Below are 26432 nucleotides of genomic sequence, written 5' to 3'. Positions count from 1 at the left end.
TAAAATTTAAAACCAAAGTACAAAAAGTAAAAATAGTACGTAATTTTGTGACTATGGATTTTTCTTCAAAGCTTCTCGAGAATGCCGTTTACGAAATGTCGCAATTACCTGGTATAGGTAAACGCACGGCACTTCGGTTGGTTCTTCATTTGCTTAAACAACCTAAAGAACAGACAGAAAGGCTCTCAAATTCATTATTAAGCTTGCGTAGTGAGATAAAATTCTGCGAAAATTGCCATAACATTTCAGATGTGGCCGTTTGTGAAATTTGTGCCAATCCCAAACGGGATAGAAGTCTGGTTTGCGTTGTTGAAGATATTCGGGATGTTATGGCTATTGAAAATACAAGTCAGTATAAAGGATTATATCATGTTTTGGGAGGAAAAATATCTCCTATGGAGGGAATTGGCCCGCAAGATTTGACAATTGGTTCTTTGGTAGAAAAAGCTCAAAAAGGAGAGGTTAAGGAGTTTATTTTTGCCTTAAGCTCTACTATGGAGGGTGATACGACCAATTTTTATATTTATAAGCAATTAAACGGTTTGGATATTAATACTTCAACCATTGCGAGGGGAATAGCTGTTGGCGATGAGCTGGAATATGCCGATGAAGTCACGCTAGGACGGAGTATTTTAAACCGGATTCCATTTGAAGGTTCGTTAAAAGCGAATTAAAAATGTGATAACTGTAACTGATAGGTGTTTTTTTTGGTATTTTTGCGACAAAATTAGAGTAAAAGCAGTCTAAAATAAGAATATGTCAAAGTTTGAACTGAAATTACCGAGAATGGGCGAGAGTGTTGCAGAGGCAACATTAACCACTTGGTTGAAAGAAGTTGGTGATACTATTGAATTGGATGAACCAATTTTTGAAATAGCTACTGATAAAGTAGATTCAGAGGTTCCAAGTGAAGTGGAGGGTATCTTGATCGAAAAGCTTTTTGATATAGACGATGTAATCAAAGTGGGTGATACCGTAGCGATTATTGAAACAGAACAATCTATTGAAGTAGCTCAACCTGTCGCTTCAACTGAGTCTGTTGCTGCATCAAACGGTGCTGAGAAATCCGCTGCCATGGTAGAGGAAACTGTAAAAGTGGCCAAAGATGCTGTAAGTGCGCCAGTACATCACAATCAAAAATCATCTTCTGAGCGTTTTTATTCGCCTTTGGTGAAAAATATAGCAAAACAAGAAGGTATTTCTGTTGCTGAGCTTGATACGATAGCGGGTACAGGAAATGAAGGTCGCGTTACTAAAAATGATATTCTTGCCTATTTAGAAAATGGTGCCGTTAAAAACGTTGAGCAGCCAGTAGAAAAAACGCCTGCTCCAAAGGTAGCGGCAGCTCCTTTAGTAAACAATAAGTCTTCTGCTGTTAAAACAACTAATGGTTCTGGAATAACTGAGGGTGCCGATGGTGAGGTAGTGCCTATGAGTAGAATGGGTAAAATGATTGCCAAGCATATGGTAGACAGTGTATCTACTTCTGCGCATGTTCAGAGCTTTATTGAGGTAGATGTTACTAAGATTGTTAATTGGAGAAATAAAGTAAAGAGCTCTTTTGAAAAGAGAGAAGGTGAGAAGCTGACTTTTACACCAATCTTTATTGAAGCTGTAGCAAAGGCACTAAAAAAATATCCTTTAATGAACATATCGCTAGTTGGCGATACGGTTGTTAAAAAGAAAAATATTAACATAGGAATGGCAGCCGCTTTACCAGACGGTAATCTTATTGTTCCGGTAATTAAAAATGCAGACCAGTTAAATTTGGTAGGTATGGCCAAAGCAATAAACGACTTAGCGTTTAGAGCTAGAGAAAATAAACTTAAGCCAGATGAAGTTCAAGATGGTACATATACTGTAACCAATGTGGGAACTTTTGGTAGTGTTTTTGGTACGCCAATAATCAACCAGCCTCAAGTGGGTATTCTTGCTTTAGGTGCTATCCGTAAAATTCCATCGGTCATAGAAACTCCAGAAGGAGATTTTATAGGAATTAGAAGTAAGATGTATCTTTCTCATAGTTATGATCATAGAGTAGTAAATGGTGCATTGGGTAGTATGTTTGCAAAAGCAGTTGCAGATTATTTAGAAGCTTGGGATGTAGATCGGGAGGTTTAAAGTGTTGTCCAAACACTTTTCTGTTGAAGCATTCTTATTTTAAAGTTGTATTTCTTTAAAATCTGTGAAATCTTTTGGTTTTTTGGTACGCTTTCGCGGATAATAGATTAATAATCTTATTTTCATGCGATAGAAAAGTATCCATAAGGCCTTCCAAACCAATAATGCCAAATAGAAATTTCAACACGTCCTCACGACAAATTCTAAATTTGTTATGCTTCTTTTTGTTCATCACTCCGCTTTTGATATTTGCTCAAGAAGAGGATGAAGGTGATGAGGCAAAAGAACCTTTAAAACTTTATATAGATTGTAACTGCGAAAAGAATTATCTACGGCAGGAAATCAATTATGTCAGTCACGTTCGTGATCAAGGGCAAGCCAATATAAAACTATTTATTTATGACGTTACCAATGGTAGTGGTGGGCGTACGTACATGCTAGAATTTGAGGGTGTAGATGGCTATAAAGATATTCTTGGCAAGCTTACCTATGATAGTACAGCTAGTATGACAGATGATGAGGTACGCAAAGGGCTTTTGAAAAAAGTACAGTCAGGACTTCTTCAGTACGTTTTAGAGTCGGACTTGGCAGAGAATATCACGTATACCGTTAATAAAGAGGGTCTTGGTGAGATTCAAGAGATTGATTTTAGGGATCCTTGGAACAATTGGATTTTTGAAGTCTACGGAGAGGCAAAGATTAAAAGGGAGTCTAGCCGTAAAGAATTTGAATACGAATTGGGTTTTCAAAGTGATCATGTAACGGAAAAACTGCGTATCCGTAGTGATTTACAAATTAACCAAGCAAATAAAGAAATCATCAACGATGATGAAACTTTTACAAGTGAGCGCTTTAGGTATTCTGCAGACGCCAGTATTGTTGCTAGTTTGTCAGATCATTGGTCTGCAGGTGTTTTTGGTGGTGTGCAACATAATACTTTTACGAATCTAGATTTTAGATATTACGCAAGGCCAGCTATTGAATACAATATCTATCCTTATAAAGAAGTGCTTCGCAGAGAAATTGTATTCGCTTATAAAATCGGTTATTTTCATAATGATTATATAGAGCAAACCGTTTTTCTTAAAGAGACGGAAGGTATCTTCAGTCATTCTCTAGATGTGCAGGTTAGGTATCGTCAACCTTGGGGTAATGTATATGCCCGCTTAATTGGGTCTACCTTTTTGAACGATTTTACCAAGAATAGAATTCAGCTGAACGGTAGTTTTTCCGTGCGCCTTTTAAAGGGGCTTGCAGCTCGGTTTTCAGGAAGGTTTGAGTTGATTAGAGATCAAATAAATTTGCCTGGTGGAGATGCTTCTTTAGAGGATGTATTGCTACAACAAAAGCAGATTGCTACAGATTATGAGACCAGTCTTAGCGTAGGGCTTAGTTATACCTTTGGTTCGGCTTTCAATAATGTTATAAATACAAGATTATAACCGTATTTTTCTTTATTAAGAAAAGTATAGATATGTTTTCTTGAACCTTGTTAAATAGTATCTTTGTTAAAAAAATAGCCAAAAACATGGAGCTTAATCTCACGCGTCCCATTTGTTTTTTTGATTTGGAAACTACGGGTACCAATGTTGCCAAAGACCGAATTGTAGAAATATCTGTTTTAAAAGTATACCCTAACGGGAATAAGGAAAGCAAGACTTGGTTGGTAAATCCAGAAATGGAAATCCCTGAAGAGGTGATTGCTATTCACGGAATTTCCAACGAAAAAGTGGCCAATGAGCCAACTTTTAAAGACCTTTCTAGAACTATTTATGCCATGATAAAGGATTGCGATTTGGGCGGATTTAATTCTGACCGTTTTGATATTCCGCTATTGGCTGAAGAAATGTTGCGTGCTGAGTTGGACTTTGATATGAAGAGCATGGTTTCTATAGATGTTCAAACTATATTCCATAAAATGGAAAAGCGCACTTTAGTGGCTGCTTACAAGTTCTATTGCGATAAAGACCTTACAGATGCCCATAGTGCAGAAGCGGATACGCTAGCAACATATGAGGTGTTATTGTCTCAATTGGATAAATATCCGGAGCTTGAGAATAATGTAAAAAAACTAGCTGAATTTTCTACTCATCGCCAGTTTGCAGATTTTGCAGGCTTCTTAGGATATGATGAAGATGGTGCTGAGGTTTTTGCATTTGGTAAACATAAAGGCAGAAAAGTACTAGATGTACTTGAGAAGGAACCTGGCTACTTCGGGTGGATTCTAAATGCCGATTTTCCCCTGTACACCAAAAAGGTATTGACACAAGTAAAATTGAGTCAGCTCAACAACAAGTTAGGTTAGAAAATTTTAAAAAGGTTTCAATGAAAATTATCTGTATCGGTAGAAACTATACTGAGCATATAGAGGAGTTGGCTAATGAAAAGCCTGAAGAACCTGTAGTTTTTATTAAGCCAGATTCTGCAATCTTGCCAAAAGAACAGGACTTCTATATCCCTGATTTTTCTAAAGACGTACACTATGAAGTTGAGGTGCTCGTTAAGATAAAAAAAGTAGGAAAGCATATTAGCGAGAAATTTGCCCATAATTATTATGATGAAATAGGTTTGGGCATAGATTTTACGGCCAGAGACCTGCAATCCAAACTAAAAGAAAAAGGTCTTCCTTGGGAAAAAGCAAAAGGTTTTGATGGTGCAGCGGTTATAGGAGAGTGGCTTCCAAAGACAGATTTTAAAGATTTAAACAATATAAATTTCTCTTTGTTGAAGAATGAAAGAGAAGTGCAAAAGGGGAATACTGGTCTCATGCTCTGGAAGATAGATGAGCTTGTTTCGTACGTTTCTCAATTCTTCATGTTAAAAAAAGGCGATGTAATTTTTACTGGAACACCAGCCGGTGTTGGTAGAATTGAAGCAAATGACTACCTTTCGGGGGTTCTGGAGGGGCGTGAACTTTTCCACTTAAAAGTAAAATAATGATTTACAATCTTGATAAAATCAATGAAATGGCTGAAGGAGATGAAGATTTCATCAACTCTGTTATTTCAGTATTTTTAGAAGAAGTACCGCAGGATCTTGAGCTTCTTGAAATTGCATTAAATGAGCAAAACCATGACCAGGTTTACAAATTAGCCCATAAGATTAAGCCCAATGTTGATTTGTTGGGTATGGAGCAGACTCGTGCCGCAGCCTTACAGATAGAAACGTTAGGCAAGGCAGAAGCCAATATGTCCGAGATACAAGTGGTTTTTCCTTTGTTGAAAAAAGATATATATCAGGTGGTATCTGAGTTGAAAAAAGATTTCAATATCTGATGCTTGCCGAAATTATTACTATTGGCGATGAAATTCTAATTGGTCAGATTGTTGATACCAATTCCGTTTTTATTTCCAAAGAACTTAATAAAATTGGAGTGTCTGTTTATCAGATTACTTCAATTCAGGATGACAAGGAACATATTCTTCAAGCGCTAGAAGATGCTAAAAAGAGAGTTCAAGTTGTTATCATAACCGGAGGTCTTGGTCCGACCAAAGATGATATTACCAAACATACCCTGTGTGAGTTTTTTAACGACACCTTGGTAGAAGACGCAAGTGTTCTAGCACATGTGGAAGAGCTTTTTAAAAAGTATATTACCTCTACACCTATATCGGATATCAATAGAAAACAGGCTTTGGTTCCATCCAAGGCTACAGTTTTGCATAATGCATTTGGTACTGCGCCTGGCATGTGGATACAAGAGGATGGTGTAGCTTTTGTTTCGCTTCCCGGAGTTCCTTATGAGATGAAAAATCTGATGACGGACAAGGTCATTCCAAAAATCATTTCAGATTTTAATCGTCCCTTTATTTTGCATAGAACTGTTGTTACCTATGGTTTAGGTGAAAGCGCTATTGCTGAAAAAATAGAAGATTGGGAGAATAATTTACCTGCGTTTATCAAATTGGCATATTTGCCAAATTTGGGAAAAGTAAGGTTACGGTTGAGTGCTAAGGGCCCGGATAAACAAGAATTAGAAGACAGGGTAGAAGCGGAGCTTAAAAAACTATATCCGTTAATTGGCGATATTATATATGGCACCGAAGACGAAGAGACTTTAGAACAAGTGGTAGCTAAACTACTTACCGCGAAAAATTTGACGCTGTCTACAGCAGAGAGTTTTACGGGAGGTAAAATTGCGGAACAACTAACAGCCTTGCCAGGAGCGTCAGCTTACTTTAAAGGCAGTGTAGTGAGTTACGCTACAGAGGCCAAGATAAATGTACTTAAGGTGCCTAGAGACGTCATAGTAACGTATTCTGTAGTAAGTGCGGAAGTAGCGAAGGAAATGGCAGAAAATGTAAGGCATTTGTTTAAAACGCATTACGCAATAGCTACTACAGGAAACGCCGGACCTACAAAAGGTGACTCAGATGCAGAGATTGGAACGGTCTTTATTGCTATAGCAACTCCTAGTGGCGTTTATGCTCAAGAATTCAATATGGGCAACCATAGAGAGCGCATTGTGGAGAAGTCCGTGAACAAGGCTTTAGAGCTATTACAAAAAGAAATTTCAAAAATCTGAAATATTGTTTTGTGCATCCATAAAAATGACATAAATTTGCACCCTGTTTAAAGAAAAATCTGCGGGATGTCAAAAGTTTGTGAAATTACGGGAAAGAGAGCGATGTTTGGAAACAACGTATCGTTTTCTATAAATAAGACTAAAAGAAGATTCAATGTCAATCTTTCTAAGAAACGTTTTTATATTCCCGAAGAGGACCGTTGGGTGACCTTAAAGGTTTCTGCAAAGGCGTTGAAGATTATCAACAAAAAGGGTATTTCTGCTGTGTTGAAAGACGCAAAGGCAGAAGGATTGGTAAAATAAGCTAGAATACGATGGCAAAGAAAGGAAATAGAATACAAGTTATTTTGGAATGTACCGAGCACAAAGAGTCGGGACAACCAGGTACTTCAAGGTACATTACTACCAAGAACAAAAAGAACACTCCGGAAAGAATGGAGATTAAAAAGTTCAATCCTATTTTGAAGAGGATGACAATCCATAAGGAGATTAAATAAGTTTTCGTTTTAACGAGAACATAAAAGCATATTAGTCATGGCAAAAAAGACGGTAGCAAGTTTACAGACAAGTTCAAAAAGATTGACAAAAGCCATCAAGATGGTGAAATCAGCAAAAAGTGGATCATATACTTTTGTTGAGTCAGTTATGACCCCAGAATCGGTTAACGATTGGTTGTCTAAAAAGTAAGATACTTTTAAAGTATTATAAAGCCTCTTCGTTAAGAAGAGGCTTTTTTTGTTGATTAACATCTAGGTTAAGGAAGCACTCATTAGTAGTAGTTGTCTTTCAAGTAATTGTAGTATCATTTAAAGTAAAAACTTCCACCTTACTTTATTATCTTTGAGACTATTAATACAAAGAACACATGAGTTTATTCAAGAATATATTTTCTTCAAAGAAAAAGGAAAGCCTTGATAAAGGCTTAGAGAAAACTAAAACATCTTTTCTCTCTAAGCTTAGTAAAGCTGTTGCGGGTAAGTCTAAAGTAGATGATGATGTATTAGATAATCTAGAGGAAGTTCTTGTTTCTTCGGATGTTGGTGTAACTACAACCTTAAAAATCATAGAGCGTATAGAGGCGCGTGTTTCTAAGGATAAATATATGGGCACGGAAGAGCTCAATACAATTCTTAGGGAAGAAATTTCTGGCCTTCTTTCAGAAACCAATGTTGGCAGTGAAACCGAATTTTCAGTACCAAAAGATAAGAAGCCTTACGTAATTATGGTAGTTGGTGTTAATGGTGTTGGTAAAACTACAACCATTGGTAAATTGGCCTATCAGTTTAAAAAGCAAGGTTTAAAAGTAATTTTAGGTGCAGCAGATACTTTTCGTGCTGCGGCCATAGATCAATTACAAGTTTGGGCAGACCGAGTTGATGTGCCAATTGTAAAACAAAGTATGGGCAGTGACCCAGCTTCAGTTGCTTTTGATACGTTAAGTTCAGCAGTTAAGCAAGATGCAGATGTTGTTATTATAGATACTGCAGGTCGTCTTCATAACAAGGTAAACTTAATGAACGAGTTGACCAAGGTAAAACGAGTAATGCAAAAAGTAGTAGACAATACGCCTCATGAAGTTATGTTGGTGCTTGACGGTTCTACAGGTCAAAATGCTTTTGAGCAAGCCAAGGAATTTACCAAGGCAACAGAAGTTACTTCTTTGGCGGTCACAAAATTAGACGGAACAGCAAAAGGAGGAGTTGTTATTGGTATATCTGATCAATTCCAAATTCCTGTAAAGTATATTGGAGTAGGTGAGGGCATTGAAGATCTACAAGTGTTTAATAAGCATGAATTTGTAGACTCATTCTTTAATGTGTAATTATATTTAATTCATAATTGCATCCAGTTTTACCCATAATTCGTTGTCAAAACTAGAGAGTCCTAATTGTGTTTCTCCGGCAGTCTCACCAGATCTAACAACTACCAAACCTATACTAGGTACAACATAGATTTTCTGGTCATCTGCACCTAACGCAGCAAATAAATCAGAAGGTGCGTTAGGTATGAGGTTACTATCAACAATCTGTTGAGAAGTGGTTCCCATATAACTTTGTTTTCCATTAAGCCACCAGAGATAACCATAACTTTTATTTAGTTCTTGCGAAGTAGTAGTCATTCCATTGAAGTAATCTTCACTAATAATAATGTTGTCATCCCAAGTACCTTTGTTTAGGGCGAGTAGTCCAAATCTAGCCATGCTACGCGTATTACTGTTATAAATGTTTAACCCTAATGCTTTTGTCCAATTTCCTTGCATTCCTATTCGGTCCTCAAGTTTAGTTTTTCCATAGCTTTGAAAGCCTACACCTGTAGTCTGGGTAAGAATATCTTGAAGGAGTATAAAAGCACCTTGGTGGTAGACCCAGCGTTTTCCGGCATCTGCTGTATAGTCCAAGCAATTTGGTGTGGTGCATACCCATGGGATATAATCTCCCACATTATCCGTGAGACCAGTGGTCATACTTAGATGGTGTTGTACCGTAATTAGGTTTTCTTTCTCTGTGGGTAACGAACTCCAATTCATACCAAGATAATCAGATGTTTTATCTTCAATATTTAGTAAACCTTCCTCTTGGGCAATACCGGCAATGGTAGCGGTTAAACTTTTAGCTGCGGAAAACCAAGTCCATTGCGCATTTGCATTATGGCCATTAAAGTACTCTTCTATAACAATGCGCCCATCCACCAAAACCATGAATCCCTTGGTTTTGTTATTTTTTAAATAGGTGTACAAAGCTGCTATTTTGGTCTCGTTCCAGTTTAATTCGGCTGGTGTAATTGTTTCCCATTCGGTATCAGCTATTGCAGGAAAGTACATTTCTTGAACTTCCGTTTCTATTTTGGGTTCTACCTTGTCTTTGGAACAGCTAGTGAGAACTACTAAAATAAGACTCAGGATAGTTGAAGTTATGTATTTCATGACTTAGATTTCTTGTTGGACATCAACTTGTTATGAAAGTTTAACGCAATTCAACAAGAAATCGTACCAAAAGGAAGCTGTTCGTTCATCTTGTTGTATTTTTGCGCTCAATTTCTAGTTATGAGAACGAAAACGCAGAAGCAGAATAAAATAAATGTAGTCACTTTGGGATGCTCGAAAAACGTGTATGATTCCGAAATACTCATGGGGCAGTTGCGTGCCAACGACAAAGAGGTAGTGCATGAAGAGGAGGGTAATGTTGTGGTAATCAATACCTGCGGATTTATTGCGAATGCAAAAGAAGAAAGTGTCAATACTATTTTAGAATACGTTCAGAAAAAAGAGGCAGGTCTAGTAGATAAGGTATTTGTAACCGGATGTCTTAGTGAACGATACAAGCCAGATTTACAAAAAGAAATCCCGAATGTAGACGAATATTTCGGTACCAGTGAACTGCCTAATTTATTGAAGGCTCTTGGTGCAGATTATAAGCATGAACTAATTGGTGAGCGTTTAACGACCACGCCAAAAAATTATGCCTATTTAAAGATTGCAGAAGGTTGCGATAGACCTTGTTCATTCTGTGCTATTCCTATTATGAGGGGTAAGCACCGTAGCACGCCCATTGAAGATTTAGTTACTGAGTCTGAAAAATTAGCGGCAAAAGGGGTAAAAGAACTTATTCTTATTGCTCAGGATTTGACGTATTACGGTCTTGATATTTATAAAAAAAGAAACTTAGCCGAACTGTTACAAGCTTTGGTAAAGGTAGAAGGTATTGAATGGATTAGGTTGCATTATGCTTTTCCAACGGGTTTTCCTTTGGATGTGCTTGATGTTATGAAGCAAGAACCTAAAATCTGTAATTACTTAGATATTCCATTACAACATATTTCAGATTCCATATTAAAAAGTATGCGTCGCGGTACTACACAGGCTAAAACAACAAAATTGTTGAAAGAGTTTAGAGCTGCGGTTCCTGAAATGACTATTCGTACTACATTGATAGTTGGTTATCCAGGAGAAACGGAAGAAGATTTCCAGACTTTAAAAAGTTGGGTAGCCGAGATGCGTTTTGAGCGCTTAGGTTGTTTTACGTATAGTCATGAAGAGAATACACATGCCTATTCATTGGAAGATGATGTTCCTGAAGATGTTAAGCAGGAAAGGGCTAATGAGATAATGGAGTTACAATCTCAGATTTCATGGGAGTTGAACCAAAATAAAATAGGAGAGACTTTTCGTTGTATCATAGACCGTAAAGAAGGAAATCATTTTGTTGGACGTACGGAATTTGATTCTCCGGATGTTGATAACGAAGTTTTGATAGATGCTACTAAGTTCTATTTGAAACAAGGTGAATTCGTAAATATAAAGATTACAGAAGCTGCTGATTTTGATTTATACGGCGAGCCTGCATAGTTGAATAAATCCTTTTAGGATTATTTCATGAAAATTTAAAACCTGTCCACTATTGGATAGGTTTTTTTTTGTGTTAAGAAGTTACTATTTCTTAGGTGTTATTTTAAACGTATTAATTACACTTCAAAATTATTCACTACTTTAGGGAAATCAATTTTTGATAGTATAGCCTGTCAATTGAATTTAATCAATCAACCTTAAGAACTTTAGTAGACTAGTATGGATGACTTGCGAATTGAAAAAATAGAACTTTTTAAAGTGCCACCACGTTGGCTTTTTCTCAAAATAACCACAAAAAGTGGCATCATAGGTTGGGGTGAACCTGTTGTTGAAGGCAAAGCTGCTACAGTAGAAGCCTGTGTTCAAGAACTATCACAATACCTAATTGGTCGTTCGGCTAGTGATATTGAGGATATTTGGCAAACACTCTACGGAGGAGGTTTTTACCGTGGAGGTCCTATTCTTATGAGTGCTATTTCAGGTATAGATCAAGCACTTTGGGATATTAAAGGGAAACACCTTGGTGTACCTGTTTATGACCTTTTGGGAGGAGCTGTACGTAAGAAAATGAAAATGTATTGTTGGATTGGTGGTGATCACCCAGAAGTTGTTCTTGAGCAAGCTCGCGAAAAAGTAGAACAGGGTTACAAGGCTGTAAAAATGAATGCTACAGGTGCTTTTGCTTGGATAGATTCTTTACAGAAAATTAGAACCGTTGCAGATAATATCAGATTGCTTCGAGAGGAATTTGGAGATACATTAGACATTGGTCTGGATTTTCATGGAAGAATACACAAAGGTATGGTCAAGCGTTTAATTGACGAATTGGCACCTTACAACCCCATGTTTATTGAAGAACCGGTGCTGAGCGAGAATAAAGAAGCTTTTGATCATATTTATCCATATACTAGTATTCCTATTGCAACAGGAGAGCGTATGTTTTCCCGTTGGGATTTTAAAGAACTTCTACACAGGGGTACGGTAGATATCATCCAACCAGATTTAAGTCACGCTGGCGGTATTTCTGAAGTACGTAGAATTGCTGCTATGGCAGAAGCTTATGATGTTGCTTTGGCTCCTCATTGCCCGCTGGGCCCTGTTGCTCTTGCTTCATGCTTACATGTAGATTTTAATTCTATTAATGCCGTAATCCAAGAAAGTAGCTTGGGTATACATTACAATAAAGGTTTTGACTTGTTAGATTACATGGATAACCCTGAAATTTTTGATGTAAAAGACGGTTACATAGAGCTTCTTAAAAAGCCAGGTCTAGGTGTAGATATGAATGAAGAAAAACTAAGAGAAGGTCAGAAAATTGGCCATAACTGGTCAAATCCTGTATGGAGAAATGAAGACGGTAGTTTTGCCGAGTGGTAAAAAACAGATTTAAAATACAGGTTTTGAATGATTTAGTTATTAAATTCGGATAACCTAAATCAACCAATATGCTCTATGTAGTAGCTTTAATCTGTGCCCTTGCTTTTATTGTTTTGGGGATTGTTCGCTGGAAAATTCATCCATTTTTTGTGTTGTTACTAGCTGCTATTGGCTATGGATTCATAACGGGAATGAGCGCTGAAGCCATTATTGATTCTGTCAATAATGGCTTTGGTAGTATAATGGGTAAGATTGGTCTCATCATTTTTTTTGGTGTGGCAATCGGTACAATTTTAGAAAAATCTGGTGGCGCAATGGTTATTGCTACCCGTATGGTTCAGCTAATTGGTGAGAAATCTATTCATTTAGCCATGATGTTAACGGGGTATCTTCTTTCGATTCCCGTTTTTGCAGACAGTGCTTTTATTATTATGAGTTCTTTGAACAAGGCACTTTCTGAAAAAGCGAAGGTTTCTTTTGCAGGTACCACCGCCGCATTGGCATTAGGGCTAATGGCAACCCATGTAATGGTGCCGCCAACACCAGGACCCATTGCCGCAGCGGGAATTTTGAATGCAGAATTGGGTAGTGTAATTTTATGGGGATTGATTGTTAGCTCATTGTCATTGGTAAGTTGCTACTTTTTCGCAACCAAAATAGCTTCTAAAGTGAATATTCCTATTCGGATGGAAGCTGCTCCGGATGTGGTTCACAGACCAAAATTATCACTTTCCTTACTGTGCATCATCGTACCTATAATTCTGATTGTTTTAAAATCTGTTTTTGATTATCCTGAACTAGATATGACAGGGATGGTTATCTATCCTGTTATAACTTTTTTGGGTACGCCGGTTATTGCGCTTTTAATTGGAGTAATACTTTCTTTACTTCTTCCCGAAAAGTTGGATCAGCGCGTATATTCGGCAACAGGTTGGTTGGGAGATGCATTACGAATTGCAGCTCCTATTATATTGATTACCGGTGCAGGTGGCATATTTGGGGCCATGCTTCAAAATTCAGGGTTTGCTGAAATGATTACCGAGAGCTTTTCGGATATGACTATAGGTCTATTTTTTCCATTTTTACTGGCAGCTTGTTTAAAGACCACACAAGGTTCTTCTACGGTAGCTTTAATAACTACGGCCTCCATTGTAGCTCCCATGATGCCCGCCCTTGGGTTGGATGAAACCTTTATGAGAACTATGACTGTTTTGGCTATTGGAGCAGGTTCAACCGTAGTCTCGCATGCCAATGATAGTTTCTTTTGGGTACTCACGCAGTTAACGGGTATGGATGTTAAACAAGGAAACCAGATACATACTGTTGGCACTTTTATTTTGGGTACTTCGGCGATTGCGGTAATATTCTGTATTTCAAAAATTATAAGTTGATATTAAATCGATATTCCATTTTTAAAGAATTAATTATGAATAGAATTTTTGTGTTCGTTTGTGCATTTAGTCTTCATCTTACAATCGTTTCTCAAAATCAGAAACAGGCTTTTTCAGTTGAAATTTTTGAAGACGAAGCTTTACAGGTCATTGATGTTAATGCCGAAATAAAAGTAATAGGAAGCGGATTTACTTGGACGGAAGGTCCGTTATGGATTGCCGATGGTGATTATCTCCTATTTTCGGACATACCCAACAATACAGTCTTTAAAATTGATGCTTCAGGAAAAACTAGTGAGTACTTAAAACCTTCTGGCTATTTAGGTGAAAGTGATTATGGAGCAGAACCGGGTTCTAATGGATTGCTCTTAAGTCCTAATGGAGAACTGGTTTTGATGCAGCATGGTGAAAGACGGGTGGCTAAAATGAAAAGTACATTGAATGCCCCAAAAGCGGAGTATGAAGCATTAGCGGACTCTTTTGAGGAGAAACGTTTTAATAGTCCCAACGACGGAGTATTTGATGCCGAGGGGAACCTATATTTTACAGATCCACCATATGGGCTACCAAAACAAATGGACGACGAGCAAAAAGAACTGGATTACCAAGGAGTTTACTGTTTGCAAGCTACCGGTGATATTGTTTTGGTGGACAAGTTGTCTAGACCTAATGGCATTGCAGTGAATAATGATGGCTCTAAACTTTATGTGTCCGTATCTAATCCGGAACATGCCGTTTGGTACCAATATGATATTTTTGCACCAGGTAAGGTCGGTAATAAAAAGCTATTTTATGATGTAACCGAGCTGGTAGGACAAGAAGGACAGCAAGGCTTGCCAGACGGTATGAAAATGCATAGTAAAGGCTATTTATTTGCTACAGGTCCTGGGGGTGTTTGGCTTTTTAATGAATCAGGTAAGGCTATAGCCAGAATACACACTGGTGAAAAGACCGCTAATTGTGTTTTTGGGAAAGATGAGAAAATCCTTTACCTGACTGCTGATGATTATGTATTGAGCGTTTCGCTCAAATAAATATTATTTTTTTAAAGAAACAAAAAGCCCCACAGCATGCTGTGGGGCTTTTTATATTTCGTCATAATTATAAATTAAACGATGTCGTTGACCATTTTAGCCCATTTTTCGGCTGTTTGCAATTCTCCGTTTAGTTGTAAGTTATTTTGAGTATTAAAAAGCTCAAAAACAACATCACGACCTGCGGCTGGTTTGGTAGTGAAAACCAATTCAATACGTTCTATGGTCTGTTCTACTTTTCCATTGTTACGAACGGACTTTCCTATTTTGGATGCCTTGCAACTTTTCACATCTTTCAAATCAACGGATAGTTTTTCTATTTCATTCCTTTCTTCTTTATAGAAAAAGACAACCTTTTTATTGGTGTCCATTCCTATTATAAAATCGCCCACGTATTCATGTTCATTTATTTTGCAATTGTCTCGATCTGCAAAATCAGTCAACGAACGGAGCATTTCTTTTTCTTTTTTCTTTACACTTCTGGTAACTAAAACAAAAGGAGTTACACATATAACTGCTGATATGGCCCCAATAAGAGTTGTGCCGAAATCTAAATTCATTTTTCTAAGTTTTAAAATTGGTAAATGGGGCAATACGTAGTGCAAGCCCAATGTTTAAAGTGCCAAACAAGAAATTTGGCGTCGTTTACTTAAAAAAAGGATTTACCAGAAGTAATGAAAAGGGAATATAATATCTGCCTTTCGCTTAGAAATAAGGAGATTCTGCGAAAAACGAGTGTATTGCGCTAGCGTACTTTCAAAAACACGGTCGCTAATTTTTTGTGTTCCCCAAAGTTTGTATGAGCCTTCAAGAGGATTTGGCGTGCTGTTAGACGGGGCGTCTATTATAGTTTCAGACTCTGAAGTATGACAATAGAGCTTGGCATTAACCGCAGAAACCGATTCTTTTTGAGAATGATTACTACTATTTTCTGCCGTAATGGTTCGGTCGGGATTTAGGCCCATGCCAATGGCGCAGCAATAAATTGCTGTGAGCATGAATAAACCAAATAGCTGTTTAACCGATTTCATCGGCACAAAGGTAAAATTATATTGATTCGCAAATGCTAAAAAAATGTTATTGATTTAAACATTCTTGAACCTGGTCAAGACCTTCCATATTATCGGAAAGAACTACCATGGTATCGCCACTTTCAATAACCGTAGACCCATTTGGAGTAATATAGACATCTGCTCTTTTAATCATAGCAATGATGGCATTCTTTGGAAAACTCAAATCAACTATCTTTTTATTTACGGCAAAACATTGGGGTGTAATGACAATTTCTTTCATTACGGCCTTAGGTATCTCCTCTAAAAATTTCTCTTTTTCGTAAATACGTTTAGATTTTTCAGGAAGACCAACATTCAGCCACTTGGCAACCAACGCTAGCGTTGTTCCCTGTATAAGCACAGATGTAACCGAAATAAAAAATACAATATTGAAAATGATATGCGCTTTATCAATGCCTGCCAAAAGGGGGTAGGTTGCAAATACAATAGGTACGGCACCACGGAGTCCTACCCAAGAAATATAGAAACGCCTTCGCAGTTTCATCTTAATGAACATGAGGCTAATGAATACACCAACTGGTCTTGCTATAAAAATCAAGAACAGTGAAATGGTTAAACCAATACCTATGTAAGGCACAACATGACTAGGGAAAACTAAAAGTCCTAAGGTAAGGAATAGTACAATTTGCATTAACCAAGCCAGACCATCAAACATACGAAAGATGGTTTTTTTATGGATAAGGTCTTGATTACCTAAATAAACGGCACAGATGTAAATTGCCAAGAATCCGTTACCACCAATAAAATCAGTTGCGGAAAAGGTGATAAACATTAGAGCAATAACCAATACGGGATAGAGACCTTCAAAATCGAGTTTAATTTTGTTGATAACCAGTTTGCTCAACTTACCAAAACCGAAGCCTGCCGCGCCACCAAGAATCATTTGCTGCAGGAAAAGGGGAATAATAGACATTAAACTTTGGTCTTTGTTCACTACCAAAGAAAGAAAAGCAATGGTAAGTACATAGGCCATGGGGTCGTTACTACCACTTTCTAGCTCTAGGGTAGGTCTAAGATTCGTTTTCAAAGCAAGACTCTTACCTCGTAAAATAGAGAAAACTGCTGCGGCATCAGTAGATGAAACGATAGACCCTAGCAGTAAACTTTCATAAATGGTGAAATCCGTCACAAAATGTACAAAAACGCCCAAGGAAACTGCGGTGAGTAATACACCTAAGGTAGAAAGTAGAATACCTTCTTTAAGAATTGGTTTTACGGCTGGCCAACTGGTATCTAAACCTCCAGCGAACAGGATAAAATTTAATGATACTACGCCAATAAATTGGGCGATTTTTGGGTCGTCAAAAACAATACCTCCTATACCTTCAGAACCGGCCAACATTCCAATGATAAGGAAAAGTAATAAGGTAGGAACCCCAAATTTGTATGATGTTTTACCTACTATTATACTAATGAATAGCAGTAAAGAGCCAATTAAGACAATATTTTCAATGGTAAGATTCATTCCTTTTGCGTCCTTAAAAAATATCTGTGCAAGATATCATTTCTTGTTAAGGTAATCAATCAAAATTGAAGAGGACTTGTTAATCCGTTAAACAAATATTTAGTTAATTTATTCAAAGGAATACCGTTACTATCAAAGCTTCATGAAGGACATGTTTATTATGATAGTAACGGTAGACTAAAAGTGTTCGTTAAACAAGATTTTTCTCCTTGTTATAATATTTTTTTCTAAGCCAAAAGGAAACGCGAACAAGCAGTATTAAAGCGGGAACTTCTACTAAAGGACCTATAACCCCAGCAAACGCCTGACCAGAATTCAATCCAAAAACGGCAATGGCAACAGCAATGGCCAATTCAAAATTGTTACCTGCAGCGGTGAAAGCAACTGATGTGGTTTTGTCATACGTTGCTCCTGTTGCTTTGGTTACAAAGAAACCGATGATAAACATTAGGGTGAAATAAATAAGAAGGGGTACGGCAATTATCAGTACATCCATAGGTATTTCAACAATCAATTCGCCTTTCAATGAAAACATTACGACAATTGTAAAAAGAAGGGCAATCAATGTCATGGGAGAAATAGTAGGAATGAACTTTTTTGAATACCATTCCTCGCCTTTTAAACGCACCAGAATAAAACGACTTAGTATGCCCAGAATAAAAGGAAGGCCAAGATAAATGGCAACACTTTCTGCAATGGTGCCAATAGAAATATCTACAATGGCGCCTTCAAAACCAAAATAGGGAGGTAACACGGTTATAAAAATATAAGCATAAAAACTATACGCGAATACCTGAAAAACACTGTTCAACGCAACAAGACCGGCTCCATATTCGCTGCTGCCTTCGGCAAGGTCGTTCCAGACCAAAACCATGGCGATACAACGTGCAAGACCTATCAAAATTAAACCTACCATATACTCAGGGTAATCTTGAAGAAAAGTAATGGCCAATAAAAACATAAGGACAGGACCAACAATCCAATTCAAAATTAATGAGATCGATAAGATTTTTACATTCTTAAAAACTTTTGGAAGCAGCGCATAATTAACCTTGGCCAAAGGAGGATACATCATTAATATTAGACCTATGGCGATAGGGATATTTGTTGTTCCGCTATTAGCGGAATTTATGAGCTCAGGAAACTTAGGAAAAAAATTACCAATACCAACCCCAACTATCATGGCGCCAAAAATCCAAAGGGTTAAGTAACTATCTAGAAAACTTAATTTTTTTGCCATTTCTATGCTTTTATTTTTGAAAAAACAAAGTAGAGTTCAGTAGCAATTTGAATGCTCCTTTCGTGGTACTTTTCGGCCTGCTGTGGCGTGTTGTCAAAAGCCTTGGGGTCTTCAAAAGTAATTGGAATCCGTTTTTCTGCACCTACAATAAAAGGGCAACCACCATCTGCTTGGCTGCACGTCATAATAGCGGCAAAACCTGATTGTGGATTAAAATTATCATCTAAAGTTTTCGAAAAACAGATAACAGGATGTTCGTTTGGAGCATACTTAATGCTATAAACTGGGTTCTTGTCATCGGAACGCTTTACAACTTCAAATCCGGTATTCTCAAGAGTCTTTGCTGCCACAGGAAACAAAGCCGTAGCCTCGGTTCCCCCAGAATAACAAAAAACATTTTGAATATTGAAATGATACGCCATGGTCTGCGCCCAAACTTGAGACAGGTGACTCCTGCGGGAGTTATGGGTACAGATAAAATTTAGGCGTATTTCTTCATTAGTGCTGACCTTATCTTGTATAAAATCTATTAGAGGTTGTAACGTTTCTTTTCGTTCGCTTGAAATAGAATTGGTTGTTAAAGAACTGATGGTGTTTTCAATTTTTTCAAAAGTGCTCATTCGGTTATTTTTATATATAAAACATTTAGACTAACAACATCCGCTATTAGGGTCACAAGAACTACCTTGACCTAAATCTGTGAATTGTAATTTTGGTTTTTCGGCAGGAATACCGCAATTATCTTTAGCAAGACAATCGGTCTGTTTGGTTGTCAGAAGAAAATTGGTGCCGTCAAAATCTAACCCAAACTTGCCAATAGTATCTCCTTGGTACTCCACTTCAATATCCAGATCGCCTATACCCAAGGTTTTTTCAGAAAGTTCTATGATGTGAGTTAATTTCTCAGGATGTAGTCTGTGGTCATAATCATCTGCATTCCAAAGCTGAAAGTTCACCACTTCTTCTTTACGAACCGTTCCGCCGCAATCTATAAAGTGCTTGGTTATTTTACCAACTTCCGTTACATGAAAGTGGTTTGGAACCAGCTCTCCGTTAGGTAATTGAAAAGCTATTTTATCTAATTTTGAAAGCTCTGATTTAATTTCTGATAGTTTCATGTGAATATTTATTTATTGTAATTTTACGATAAAAGCATCTAAATTTTTTAACAACAATCTGATTTGGGAAGGTCTTGATCTAAGAATTTAAGCATAACCTCTTTCATTTGCGTCCAGTTTTCTTTATGAATGCAATAGCAAACGCTAGTACCTTCTACGGTACCTTGTATAAGGCCTAGATTTTTGAGTTCTTTTAAATGTTGTGAAATGGTAGGTTGTGCAAGACCTATTTCATTTACTAAATCTCCACAAACACAGGTATCTATTTTAAACAAATGTTGTAAAATAGAAACTCTTGCAGGATGCCCAAAAACCTTGGCATAAAGTGCAATTTCATTTTGAAGGTCTGTAAACATTTCAGTTTTAGCTAATCCCATGCATCTCTTTTATAAGTACATTGCAATATTACGATTAATATCTATGCGATAAAGAAAAAGAAAAGATTTTAACAGAATTTTGAGCTAAAATGAATTGAAATTATATTTTCAGAAGACAGTTTAATCGCAACGAGTTGCCCTTATCGTCATCCGTAACCAAGGCAAGTTTTATTTTGCCATCAGTAGTTTTTTCTACTACCGTAACCGATTCTACTTTTAGAGGTGCGTCTGTAGTAGGAATAGCGGCAACACTATATTTTTTAGAAAAAGTACCGTTAACAATGGGGATAACACCAATAAAACTTCCGGCTATTTCTCCGTCTCTGTAGGCACTTCCGGTTTTTTCTACGGAAGAGGTAAAGATGACTAGATTCTCTTCTTCTAAAATAGTAGCCCCAGAAAACCCAGATTGAAAACCATCTATTGTAGGTAGTTTATATTCTACAGTTTTTGGTTCAGGAAAAGATTTGGTATCCTTTAAATAAGCAATCAAGTCTAAATAGTTAAAACTAAAGATGATGTTTTTTCCTCGGTTAAAGAGGTAAATGATATCATGGAACAACGCCACGCCCTCTATGTTTAAATGTTCGCCCTTTAATGCATCAAGCTTTCTTAGGTGGTTATAGAATTCAGAAATTTGATAAGTTTCTACTGTAATGCTATCCTTTAAAAAAATGTGAAGAAAAATATCTCTTTCAGGAGATTTTGCTCCGGATCCAAAAGCAAGGATTTCATTTGTATTTATAGTTTCCAAAGCTTCAAAATCTGGTTTTTTAACCTTGTCTAATCTGTTACCGTTTAAAAGCTCGGTAGAATAGATGGCTGTTTGGTTTACTATTTTACCATCACTTGTTGCTTCAAACAAATATGGCGAATCGTCACCTACTACATAAAAACTATTACATGCTTTGGTTATACCTGAAGCACTTGGAACGTTATCAAGCAATGTAGTGTCTAAAACCTCTAGTTCTAAAGGTTTTCTATGACAGGTAGTCGCAAGTGTCAGTAGTAAAGGAAAAAGGATAACTTTCATTAGGTCAATAGTTATGATATAGAATTAAATCTTGGTTTGTAAGATGTTGCCTACCGCAAGATTTAATTGCTTTAGATTTTGGAGTGCAAATTTAAGAGGTATTAATGGAAGATTTTTTGTCTTGGGCTAGTTTTAACACCTTGTTTTTCAAATCCACAGCATTTAAGAAGAACTTTTACTAACTGAAAATAATACTAATTCTACAGCTTCGCCTGGTAGGACAACAGTACCGGTTTGGTAAAGGCCTAATTTTTTCAAAAGTTTCTGAGAAGATAGATTCTCTTTTCTGGTTATGGCAATAAGTTTAACAAGGTTGAATTGTTGAAAAGCTATTTCTTTTAATTTGAAAGCAGCTTCGTAAGCATAACCTTGTTTTCCATATTCAGAAAGGAAAGCAAATCCAATATCAATATCTGTTAACCCTTCTCTGTCATATAAGCCACAAGACCCAATTTTAGCTCCATCAGACTTATGTATTACGGTGTAATTGCCAAACCCTAGTCTTTTGAACTGAGGCATCATTTTAGCTTTTATATAGCTTCTTGCTTCGGTAGTGCTATGTATGTTTCTATCGCCAATATATTCTATCCAATCTGGAGTGTTGAACAACTTATAAATGAAATCTGCATCTTCTTCTGAAGTCGGTCTTAATTGTAATCTTTCGGTTTCAAAAATCATCAAATACAATTTAGTAAGTAAATACTGTTAATTATTGTAAGTTATTTACTCTATTTCTTTCGATTTTTCTTCAAAACAAAGAAGTTTTTAAAAAAGTCAGGGGTATAGTTTTTACGCGCCAACTTTAATGAGATTTTTTACGTATAATAAATGGGATTAGTCTTTTACGAGTCTAATGTCGACCGAAACCAAATCAGTCTTTAATACAAAGTAATGCCTAAAAATAGTAAAATAGAAAACAGGGGAGGAGCAATAATTATAATTCTCGTTGCATTGTTGGCTGTTATGAAAGTAGTCAATAGTAAGTTAGAAGAGAAAATTGCAAATGCCAATTATAAGCATGTGAGCTATTCTAGCTGGTACAATGCTAAAAGTATAAAACAAATTTTAAAAGAAAACCAACGAGATTATTTAGAATCTTTACGAGGCACAGGTTTAGTGGCGGAAGATAAGATGGAACAATTAGATTTTAGAATACATATGACCGAAGATCTCATCCGAAAATATGATGAGGAAAAGACGGAAATTTTGTTAGGATCTGATAATATTCCCCGTGCTTCATGGTCACAAGATCTTGATGGGGAAATGGGACAGATCGTTGGGTTGCGAACTTGGGAGGATATTGGTCTTGCCAATAGGAAGTTGGTATCACAAATAGATATTGGTATTCTGTTTCTTCAGATAGGTATTCTATTTGGGGTTCTAGGTCTTATTATTGATGAAAACCGTAGGATGCAAGAAGTTTTTACCGCTTTTATGGTAGGCGTTGCATTTATAGGTCTAGGCGTATGTTTTTACGGCTACTTCACAATCTTATATTAATGCTAGGTACTATATAATTACGACCTCTTTTCTATTTTAGATTAAGCACAATCTATATTTTCCTAAAACCACCATGCTTTGTCATTTAGGTCTTCTATAGAACAGATTTCTCCCAATTTTGGAAAAGAAACATCTAGATTATTTTTAGTTGCAGCTTCTTGGAATTTCTCTGCAGGTTCTGTCCAATCGTGTTGTGCCAGAGCAAAGCCCGCCCAATGTACCGGCATTACCTTCTTGACTTTTGCTTCTAGTGCCGCCTGAATACTTTCTTCAGGAAACATATGTATCTGGTGCCACTTCTCATTATACTGGCCGTTTTCCATAAAACCAAAATCAAAAGGGCCTAATTTCTCTCCAATTTCTTTAAAATGAGTGCCATAACCGCTATCACCACTAAACCAAATATTTTGATTTTCAGTTTTGAACGTCCATCCACCCCAAAGTGATTTGGACCTGTCGGTCAATCCTCTACCGGAAAAATGGCGGCTGGGAGTGAAGGTAATTTTGATGTCCGTAAATGTAGCGTCGTTCCACCAGTCAAATTCCGTAATTATTTCTGGGTCAATGCCCCAGGCTACTAGGTGTCGTTTAACACCCAAAGCAACATAATATTCTTTGGTTTTATTTTTTAATTTTTGAATGCTGTCATAATCAAGGTGATCATAATGGTCATGACTCAGTAACATGAGGTCTATTTCAGGAAAATCATCAATTAGATTCAGGGTGTCTTCGGAAAAGCGTTTAGTCTTAAAAGGTGCTATAGGCGATGCATTAGGTCCCAACATTGGATCTATTAAAATGGTCTTTGCATTCATTCGCATTAATAAAACTGAATGCCCGTACCAGATGTATTTAAAGTTGATGTCATCTAACAGGAAGGCTTTCTTGTCTAAGGGAATAATAGGCAACGGTTTTGCCGGCTCTCTTTTTTCCTTATCACTAAACTGTTTATATAAAAGTTTAGGAATCTCCCAAAAGTTGATAGACATGCTGGTTTCTTCAAGATTAAGAAATTTGCCATCTTTCCAATTTTCAGATTTATTGTAGCGTTCGGTTAGCGAATCCGTTAATTTGCCTCCAAATTGTTTTTTAAAGTTTTTCATTTGATAAGTATACCTTAAGGACACAAAGATATCTGTTTGTCAGGGGCGCAAGACTTACTTCAATCTAAAAAATAAAATTAGAAGTGTTAATCTCTACAGTCAATGAAGGATGTTTAAAGTTTCCACTTTCAAATTAATCGACCATAAAAAGAGCATTGGCAAAGAATAATTTTCCATTCTCCCAAAAACCTCTAAACAAAGGGTTGTCTACAAAATAGATTAACTGGCCATTACCATATTCTTCGACACCAAAAACCAATGTCTCACCAATTTTATCTTGAGCTTCACTACCTGCAAAACCAGCTGCTGGTGTGGTGCTGTCTGAATCAAGATACACCACGGTACCCTTGTCTAGGTAATTGTAAGCGGCACCTCCTAATTTTAGACTAAAATAGGATTTGGCATATCCGTAAGCTAATGGGTGCGTGTTATCTACTTTAGTTTTGAAAATAGCACCTGTAATTTCATTTCTTATCTGATCACGTTCGTTATGATCGTAAATAGGAACTAAAGCTATACTGTCTTTGTCCGTTTCTTTTGGTTTCAATTTAAATTTCTCTTCTTTGGAAAGTGCTTTTAAAGCACCACCTAATGCTATTAACTTTCCTCCGTCATTAATCCAATCTTTTAGCTCATCCATTCTGCGGGTACTAAAGAACTTGGTGTAATTGTTTCCATCTGGTAAAATCAGAATATCGTACTCAGAAAGATTTACATTTTTAAAATAATCGGTATCAAGAATAGTGACAGGATACTGTAGTTGCTGCTCGAAAAAATGCCAGATCTCACCAAAATTTAAAGTAGAGGTAGGCTTTCCTGAGAGTAGTGCAACTTTAACTTGTTTTAGCGGCTGTACAGAATCAGAACCAAAATCTTTGCCATCGTCAACAAAACCGGTTAATGTAGCTTTTAGCGCCTTTGCATGTTTGGTGGCTACTGCAGATAGTGTGCTTAAGAAATCAGGATTACTCTTATTGTCTGCCTTGGTAATAATGAGCGTACCTCGTTCATATTGTTTCCCATCTAGACCAAAAGGTTTTTTAGCATGTCTTATTTTAATATTATTATTAAGGAGCTCCGCTAAAAATTGAGCATCGCTAAAGCTGTTCCATTCTGTTATAAAAGCGTAGGTCTCTTTGTTTATGTTTGAGTTCTCAGGAACGGGAGATGCAGTTTTGTTTGTATCTAAACTAGCATTCACTTTGGTTTCAGAAGCTACAGCTTCTAGTCCATATGCATAGGGAAGGGACCAAGCGGTAATATCGTAAGTAAGTGAGTCGCTAAGCTTTGTGCTGGGTTCGAACAGTACTTTTACAAGCGTTGATTTTTTCTGGTCCGTACCTATTACTAAGGTATTTTTAGAAGTTTTTATGGGGCTGTTTTTACCTGTACTATAATTTAAGCCTTTTGTGGTTTTGCCCGTTGCCCAACCGTATTCAATTTCATGTTGTTCCAATAATTTGGTCAGCGCAGTTAACTTATCAGGATTGCCGTTTAGTACATAGCTTTTATACTTGTAGTTTTTTGGCTGATAGAATTTCTTAAACTCCTCGTTTAATCGCAATGCATTTTGCGACGCTATTTCTAGGGTAGATAGTCCTGTAGTATAATGGTGTAGAATCCGGTCTTTTAAGGTAAGCGTATCTCCTAAGCTGGTTGTTACGGCCAAACCGGCACGTCCGCTACCGCCTTGTTCATAGGTCATTCCAATACTACCGTTGTAGGTGGGGTAAGTATCTCCATAACTAGGGTAGAGTAAATCAAAAACTTCTTTCGTAAAATAAAACCATCCGTTGGCATCAAAATATTTAGCGTGGTTCTTCCCTACAGTAGTCTGGAACTCTCGCTGAAAATCAGTTATTACCTCGTGGAAAGGTTCTGCTGCAGGAGCAAAATAATAGGGATTGTCAACTCCCTGTTCATGAAAATCTACATGTACATGGGGCAGCCATTTGTTGTAGAACTTTATACGTTGTTGACTCTCTGCTTGTGTAAGCCATGCCCAATCTCGGTTTAAGTCAAACATATAATGATTGGCTCTTCCGTTTAACCAAGGTTCGTGATGCTCCTTGCTATTTGGGTCTACCATATTAGGTGAGTTTTTAAATTGATAGTACCAATTTACATAACGCTCACGTCCATCAGGATTCATACAAGGGTCAATAATAACTACGGTGTTCTTTAGGTATTCAGATTTGTTGGTTAGAAGTTCGTAAACCGTTTTCATGGAAGCTTCCGTGCTTACGCTTTCATTACCATGTACGTTGTAACTCATCCATACGATAGCAGTGGTAGGATTGCCTTGGCCTTCGGTATTTTTAAGGTGTTCTTGTTGTATGTTGTCTAGATTTTTTATGTTCTCCGTAGAGGATATATAGGCCAGAAACAAGGGTCTTCCTTCGTTTGTTTTTCCGTAATGTTCTAGTTGTACTCGGGTAGATTCAGTCTTAGCCAAATATTCATAATAATCAACTACACGATGGTGTCTAGTAAATTGTGTGCCCAGTTCGTAACCCAAAAATTCTGAGGGCGATTTTAAATCTTGTGCGTTAATGGTAAGGCTGATAGAAAAAATAAGAAGGGATAATAGAAACTTCATACGTAGGATATTTCCTTAGGATATTATCAAATTTAATGAATATTGATTAATAAAGGATTGGATTTACTACTAGCGGTATGAAAAATAGGTTAAAGTAATTAACGTATTTTTAGGAAGTCGCATTGGCGAAG

The 26432-nt window shown here is 37.0% G+C and carries 28 protein-coding genes; 16 read left to right on the top strand and 12 right to left on the bottom strand.

Annotation, left to right across the window (positions count from 1 at the left end; genetic code table 11):
• Nucleotides 1-53 precede the first annotated feature (53 nt).
• The 11 genes from recR (at nt 54) to ftsY (ending at nt 8468) form a co-directional block, all read left to right on the top strand.
• Nucleotides 54-674, top strand: coding sequence for a recombination mediator RecR (recR, locus tag HW347_RS10820; protein WP_194534089.1), 621 nt, complete (start codon nt 54-56; stop codon nt 672-674).
• 82 nt (nt 675-756) lie between these two features.
• Entirely contained in the window at nt 757-2121 is a 1365-nt protein-coding gene (locus tag HW347_RS10815) for a dihydrolipoamide acetyltransferase family protein (protein ID WP_214611884.1), read from the top strand.
• Between the two features lie 164 nt (nt 2122-2285).
• Nucleotides 2286-3563 carry a hypothetical protein gene (locus tag HW347_RS10810; RefSeq protein WP_214611883.1) on the top strand — a complete coding sequence of 426 codons (1278 nt, stop codon included), beginning with the start codon at nt 2286-2288 and terminating at the stop codon, nt 3561-3563.
• Between the two features lie 86 nt (nt 3564-3649).
• Nucleotides 3650-4426 carry a 3'-5' exonuclease gene (locus HW347_RS10805; protein WP_214611882.1) on the top strand — a complete coding sequence of 259 codons (777 nt, stop codon included), beginning with the start codon at nt 3650-3652 and terminating at the stop codon, nt 4424-4426.
• Nucleotides 4427-4446: 20 nt separating this feature from the next.
• Complete coding sequence (locus HW347_RS10800) at nt 4447-5058, top strand: fumarylacetoacetate hydrolase family protein (RefSeq protein ID WP_214611881.1); 612 nt, start codon at nt 4447-4449, stop codon at nt 5056-5058.
• Nucleotides 5058-5396 carry an Hpt domain-containing protein gene (locus HW347_RS10795; protein ID WP_155597463.1) on the top strand — a complete coding sequence of 113 codons (339 nt, stop codon included), beginning with the start codon at nt 5058-5060 and terminating at the stop codon, nt 5394-5396. The genes HW347_RS10800 and HW347_RS10795 overlap by 1 nt, the downstream gene beginning before the upstream one ends.
• Nucleotides 5396-6646: a competence/damage-inducible protein A gene (locus tag HW347_RS10790; protein WP_214611880.1), complete on the top strand. Its 1251-nt coding sequence runs from the start codon at nt 5396-5398 to the stop codon at nt 6644-6646. Before HW347_RS10795 ends, HW347_RS10790 begins: the two co-directional genes overlap by 1 nt.
• A gap of 66 nt (nt 6647-6712) precedes the next feature.
• Entirely contained in the window at nt 6713-6949 is a 237-nt protein-coding gene (gene rpmB, locus HW347_RS10785) for a 50S ribosomal protein L28 (protein ID WP_155597461.1), read from the top strand.
• Nucleotides 6950-6960: 11 nt separating this feature from the next.
• On the top strand, nt 6961-7143 hold the full coding sequence (rpmG, locus tag HW347_RS10780; protein WP_038234759.1) for a 50S ribosomal protein L33: 183 nt from the start codon (nt 6961-6963) through the stop codon (nt 7141-7143).
• Between the two features lie 37 nt (nt 7144-7180).
• Nucleotides 7181-7333: a DUF4295 domain-containing protein gene (locus HW347_RS10775; RefSeq protein ID WP_194534096.1), complete on the top strand. Its 153-nt coding sequence runs from the start codon at nt 7181-7183 to the stop codon at nt 7331-7333.
• Nucleotides 7334-7511: 178 nt separating this feature from the next.
• On the top strand, nt 7512-8468 hold the full coding sequence (gene ftsY, locus HW347_RS10770) for a signal recognition particle-docking protein FtsY (protein WP_214611879.1): 957 nt from the start codon (nt 7512-7514) through the stop codon (nt 8466-8468).
• A 6-nt stretch (nt 8469-8474) separates the two neighbouring features.
• On the opposite strand, the gene HW347_RS10765 is transcribed toward ftsY, so the two are convergent.
• Nucleotides 8475-9569, bottom strand: a complete 1095-nt coding sequence (locus HW347_RS10765) for a serine hydrolase domain-containing protein (RefSeq protein WP_214611878.1) — start codon at nt 9567-9569, stop codon at nt 8475-8477.
• Between the two features lie 120 nt (nt 9570-9689).
• Here HW347_RS10765 and rimO point away from each other — a divergent pair, with 120 nt between their 5' ends.
• From rimO to HW347_RS10745, 4 genes are all read left to right on the top strand, one after another.
• On the top strand, nt 9690-10991 hold the full coding sequence (rimO, locus tag HW347_RS10760) for a 30S ribosomal protein S12 methylthiotransferase RimO (protein ID WP_214611877.1): 1302 nt from the start codon (nt 9690-9692) through the stop codon (nt 10989-10991).
• Between the two features lie 219 nt (nt 10992-11210).
• Complete coding sequence (gene dgoD / locus HW347_RS10755) at nt 11211-12368, top strand: galactonate dehydratase (RefSeq protein WP_214611876.1); 1158 nt, start codon at nt 11211-11213, stop codon at nt 12366-12368.
• A gap of 68 nt (nt 12369-12436) precedes the next feature.
• On the top strand, nt 12437-13759 hold the full coding sequence (locus HW347_RS10750; RefSeq protein ID WP_214611875.1) for a GntP family permease: 1323 nt from the start codon (nt 12437-12439) through the stop codon (nt 13757-13759).
• 35 nt (nt 13760-13794) lie between these two features.
• Entirely contained in the window at nt 13795-14793 is a 999-nt protein-coding gene (locus HW347_RS10745; RefSeq protein ID WP_214611874.1) for an SMP-30/gluconolactonase/LRE family protein, read from the top strand.
• A gap of 74 nt (nt 14794-14867) precedes the next feature.
• Here the strand turns inward: HW347_RS10745 and HW347_RS10740 are convergent, their stop codons facing one another.
• The 9 genes from HW347_RS10740 to HW347_RS10700 all read right to left on the bottom strand — a co-directional run bounded on the left by HW347_RS10740 (nt 14868) and on the right by HW347_RS10700 (nt 21777).
• Nucleotides 14868-15353, bottom strand: coding sequence for a hypothetical protein (locus HW347_RS10740; protein WP_214611873.1), 486 nt, complete (start codon nt 15351-15353; stop codon nt 14868-14870).
• Nucleotides 15354-15455: 102 nt separating this feature from the next.
• Nucleotides 15456-15824, bottom strand: a complete 369-nt coding sequence (locus HW347_RS10735) for a hypothetical protein (protein WP_214611872.1) — start codon at nt 15822-15824, stop codon at nt 15456-15458.
• A gap of 46 nt (nt 15825-15870) precedes the next feature.
• Complete coding sequence (locus HW347_RS10730; protein ID WP_214611871.1) at nt 15871-17331, bottom strand: potassium/proton antiporter; 1461 nt, start codon at nt 17329-17331, stop codon at nt 15871-15873.
• A gap of 190 nt (nt 17332-17521) precedes the next feature.
• Nucleotides 17522-18571: an ACR3 family arsenite efflux transporter gene (arsB, locus tag HW347_RS10725; RefSeq protein ID WP_214611870.1), complete on the bottom strand. Its 1050-nt coding sequence runs from the start codon at nt 18569-18571 to the stop codon at nt 17522-17524.
• A 2-nt stretch (nt 18572-18573) separates the two neighbouring features.
• Nucleotides 18574-19191 carry a low molecular weight phosphatase family protein gene (locus tag HW347_RS10720; RefSeq protein ID WP_214611869.1) on the bottom strand — a complete coding sequence of 206 codons (618 nt, stop codon included), beginning with the start codon at nt 19189-19191 and terminating at the stop codon, nt 18574-18576.
• A gap of 30 nt (nt 19192-19221) precedes the next feature.
• Nucleotides 19222-19689 (bottom strand): DUF6428 family protein, encoded by a 468-nt coding sequence (locus tag HW347_RS10715; protein WP_194534108.1) that lies wholly within the window; start codon nt 19687-19689, stop codon nt 19222-19224.
• Between the two features lie 47 nt (nt 19690-19736).
• Nucleotides 19737-20066 (bottom strand): ArsR/SmtB family transcription factor, encoded by a 330-nt coding sequence (locus HW347_RS10710; RefSeq protein WP_214611868.1) that lies wholly within the window; start codon nt 20064-20066, stop codon nt 19737-19739.
• Between the two features lie 100 nt (nt 20067-20166).
• A complete protein-coding gene (locus HW347_RS10705; protein ID WP_214611867.1) occupies nt 20167-21099 on the bottom strand; it encodes a DUF6929 family protein in 933 nt (310 codons plus the stop codon).
• Nucleotides 21100-21261: 162 nt separating this feature from the next.
• Complete coding sequence (locus HW347_RS10700; protein WP_214611866.1) at nt 21262-21777, bottom strand: GNAT family N-acetyltransferase; 516 nt, start codon at nt 21775-21777, stop codon at nt 21262-21264.
• A 213-nt stretch (nt 21778-21990) separates the two neighbouring features.
• On the opposite strand from HW347_RS10700, the gene HW347_RS10695 reads away from it, so the two are divergent.
• Nucleotides 21991-22599, top strand: coding sequence for a DUF4337 family protein (locus HW347_RS10695; RefSeq protein WP_214611865.1), 609 nt, complete (start codon nt 21991-21993; stop codon nt 22597-22599).
• A gap of 62 nt (nt 22600-22661) precedes the next feature.
• Here HW347_RS10695 and HW347_RS10690 read toward each other — a convergent pair whose 3' ends face one another.
• Both HW347_RS10690 and HW347_RS10685 read right to left on the bottom strand, forming a co-directional pair.
• Nucleotides 22662-23702, bottom strand: a complete 1041-nt coding sequence (locus HW347_RS10690; RefSeq protein ID WP_214611864.1) for an MBL fold metallo-hydrolase — start codon at nt 23700-23702, stop codon at nt 22662-22664.
• 133 nt (nt 23703-23835) lie between these two features.
• On the bottom strand, nt 23836-26301 hold the full coding sequence (locus tag HW347_RS10685; RefSeq protein ID WP_214611863.1) for a M14 metallopeptidase family protein: 2466 nt from the start codon (nt 26299-26301) through the stop codon (nt 23836-23838).
• Between the last annotated feature and the right edge of the window lie 131 nt (nt 26302-26432).

The sequence above is a fragment of the Zobellia barbeyronii genome (assembly GCF_018603515.1).
In the GTDB taxonomy this organism is placed as follows: domain Bacteria; phylum Bacteroidota; class Bacteroidia; order Flavobacteriales; family Flavobacteriaceae; genus Zobellia; species Zobellia barbeyronii.
This window is presented reverse-complemented; position numbering and strand designations above follow the sequence as displayed.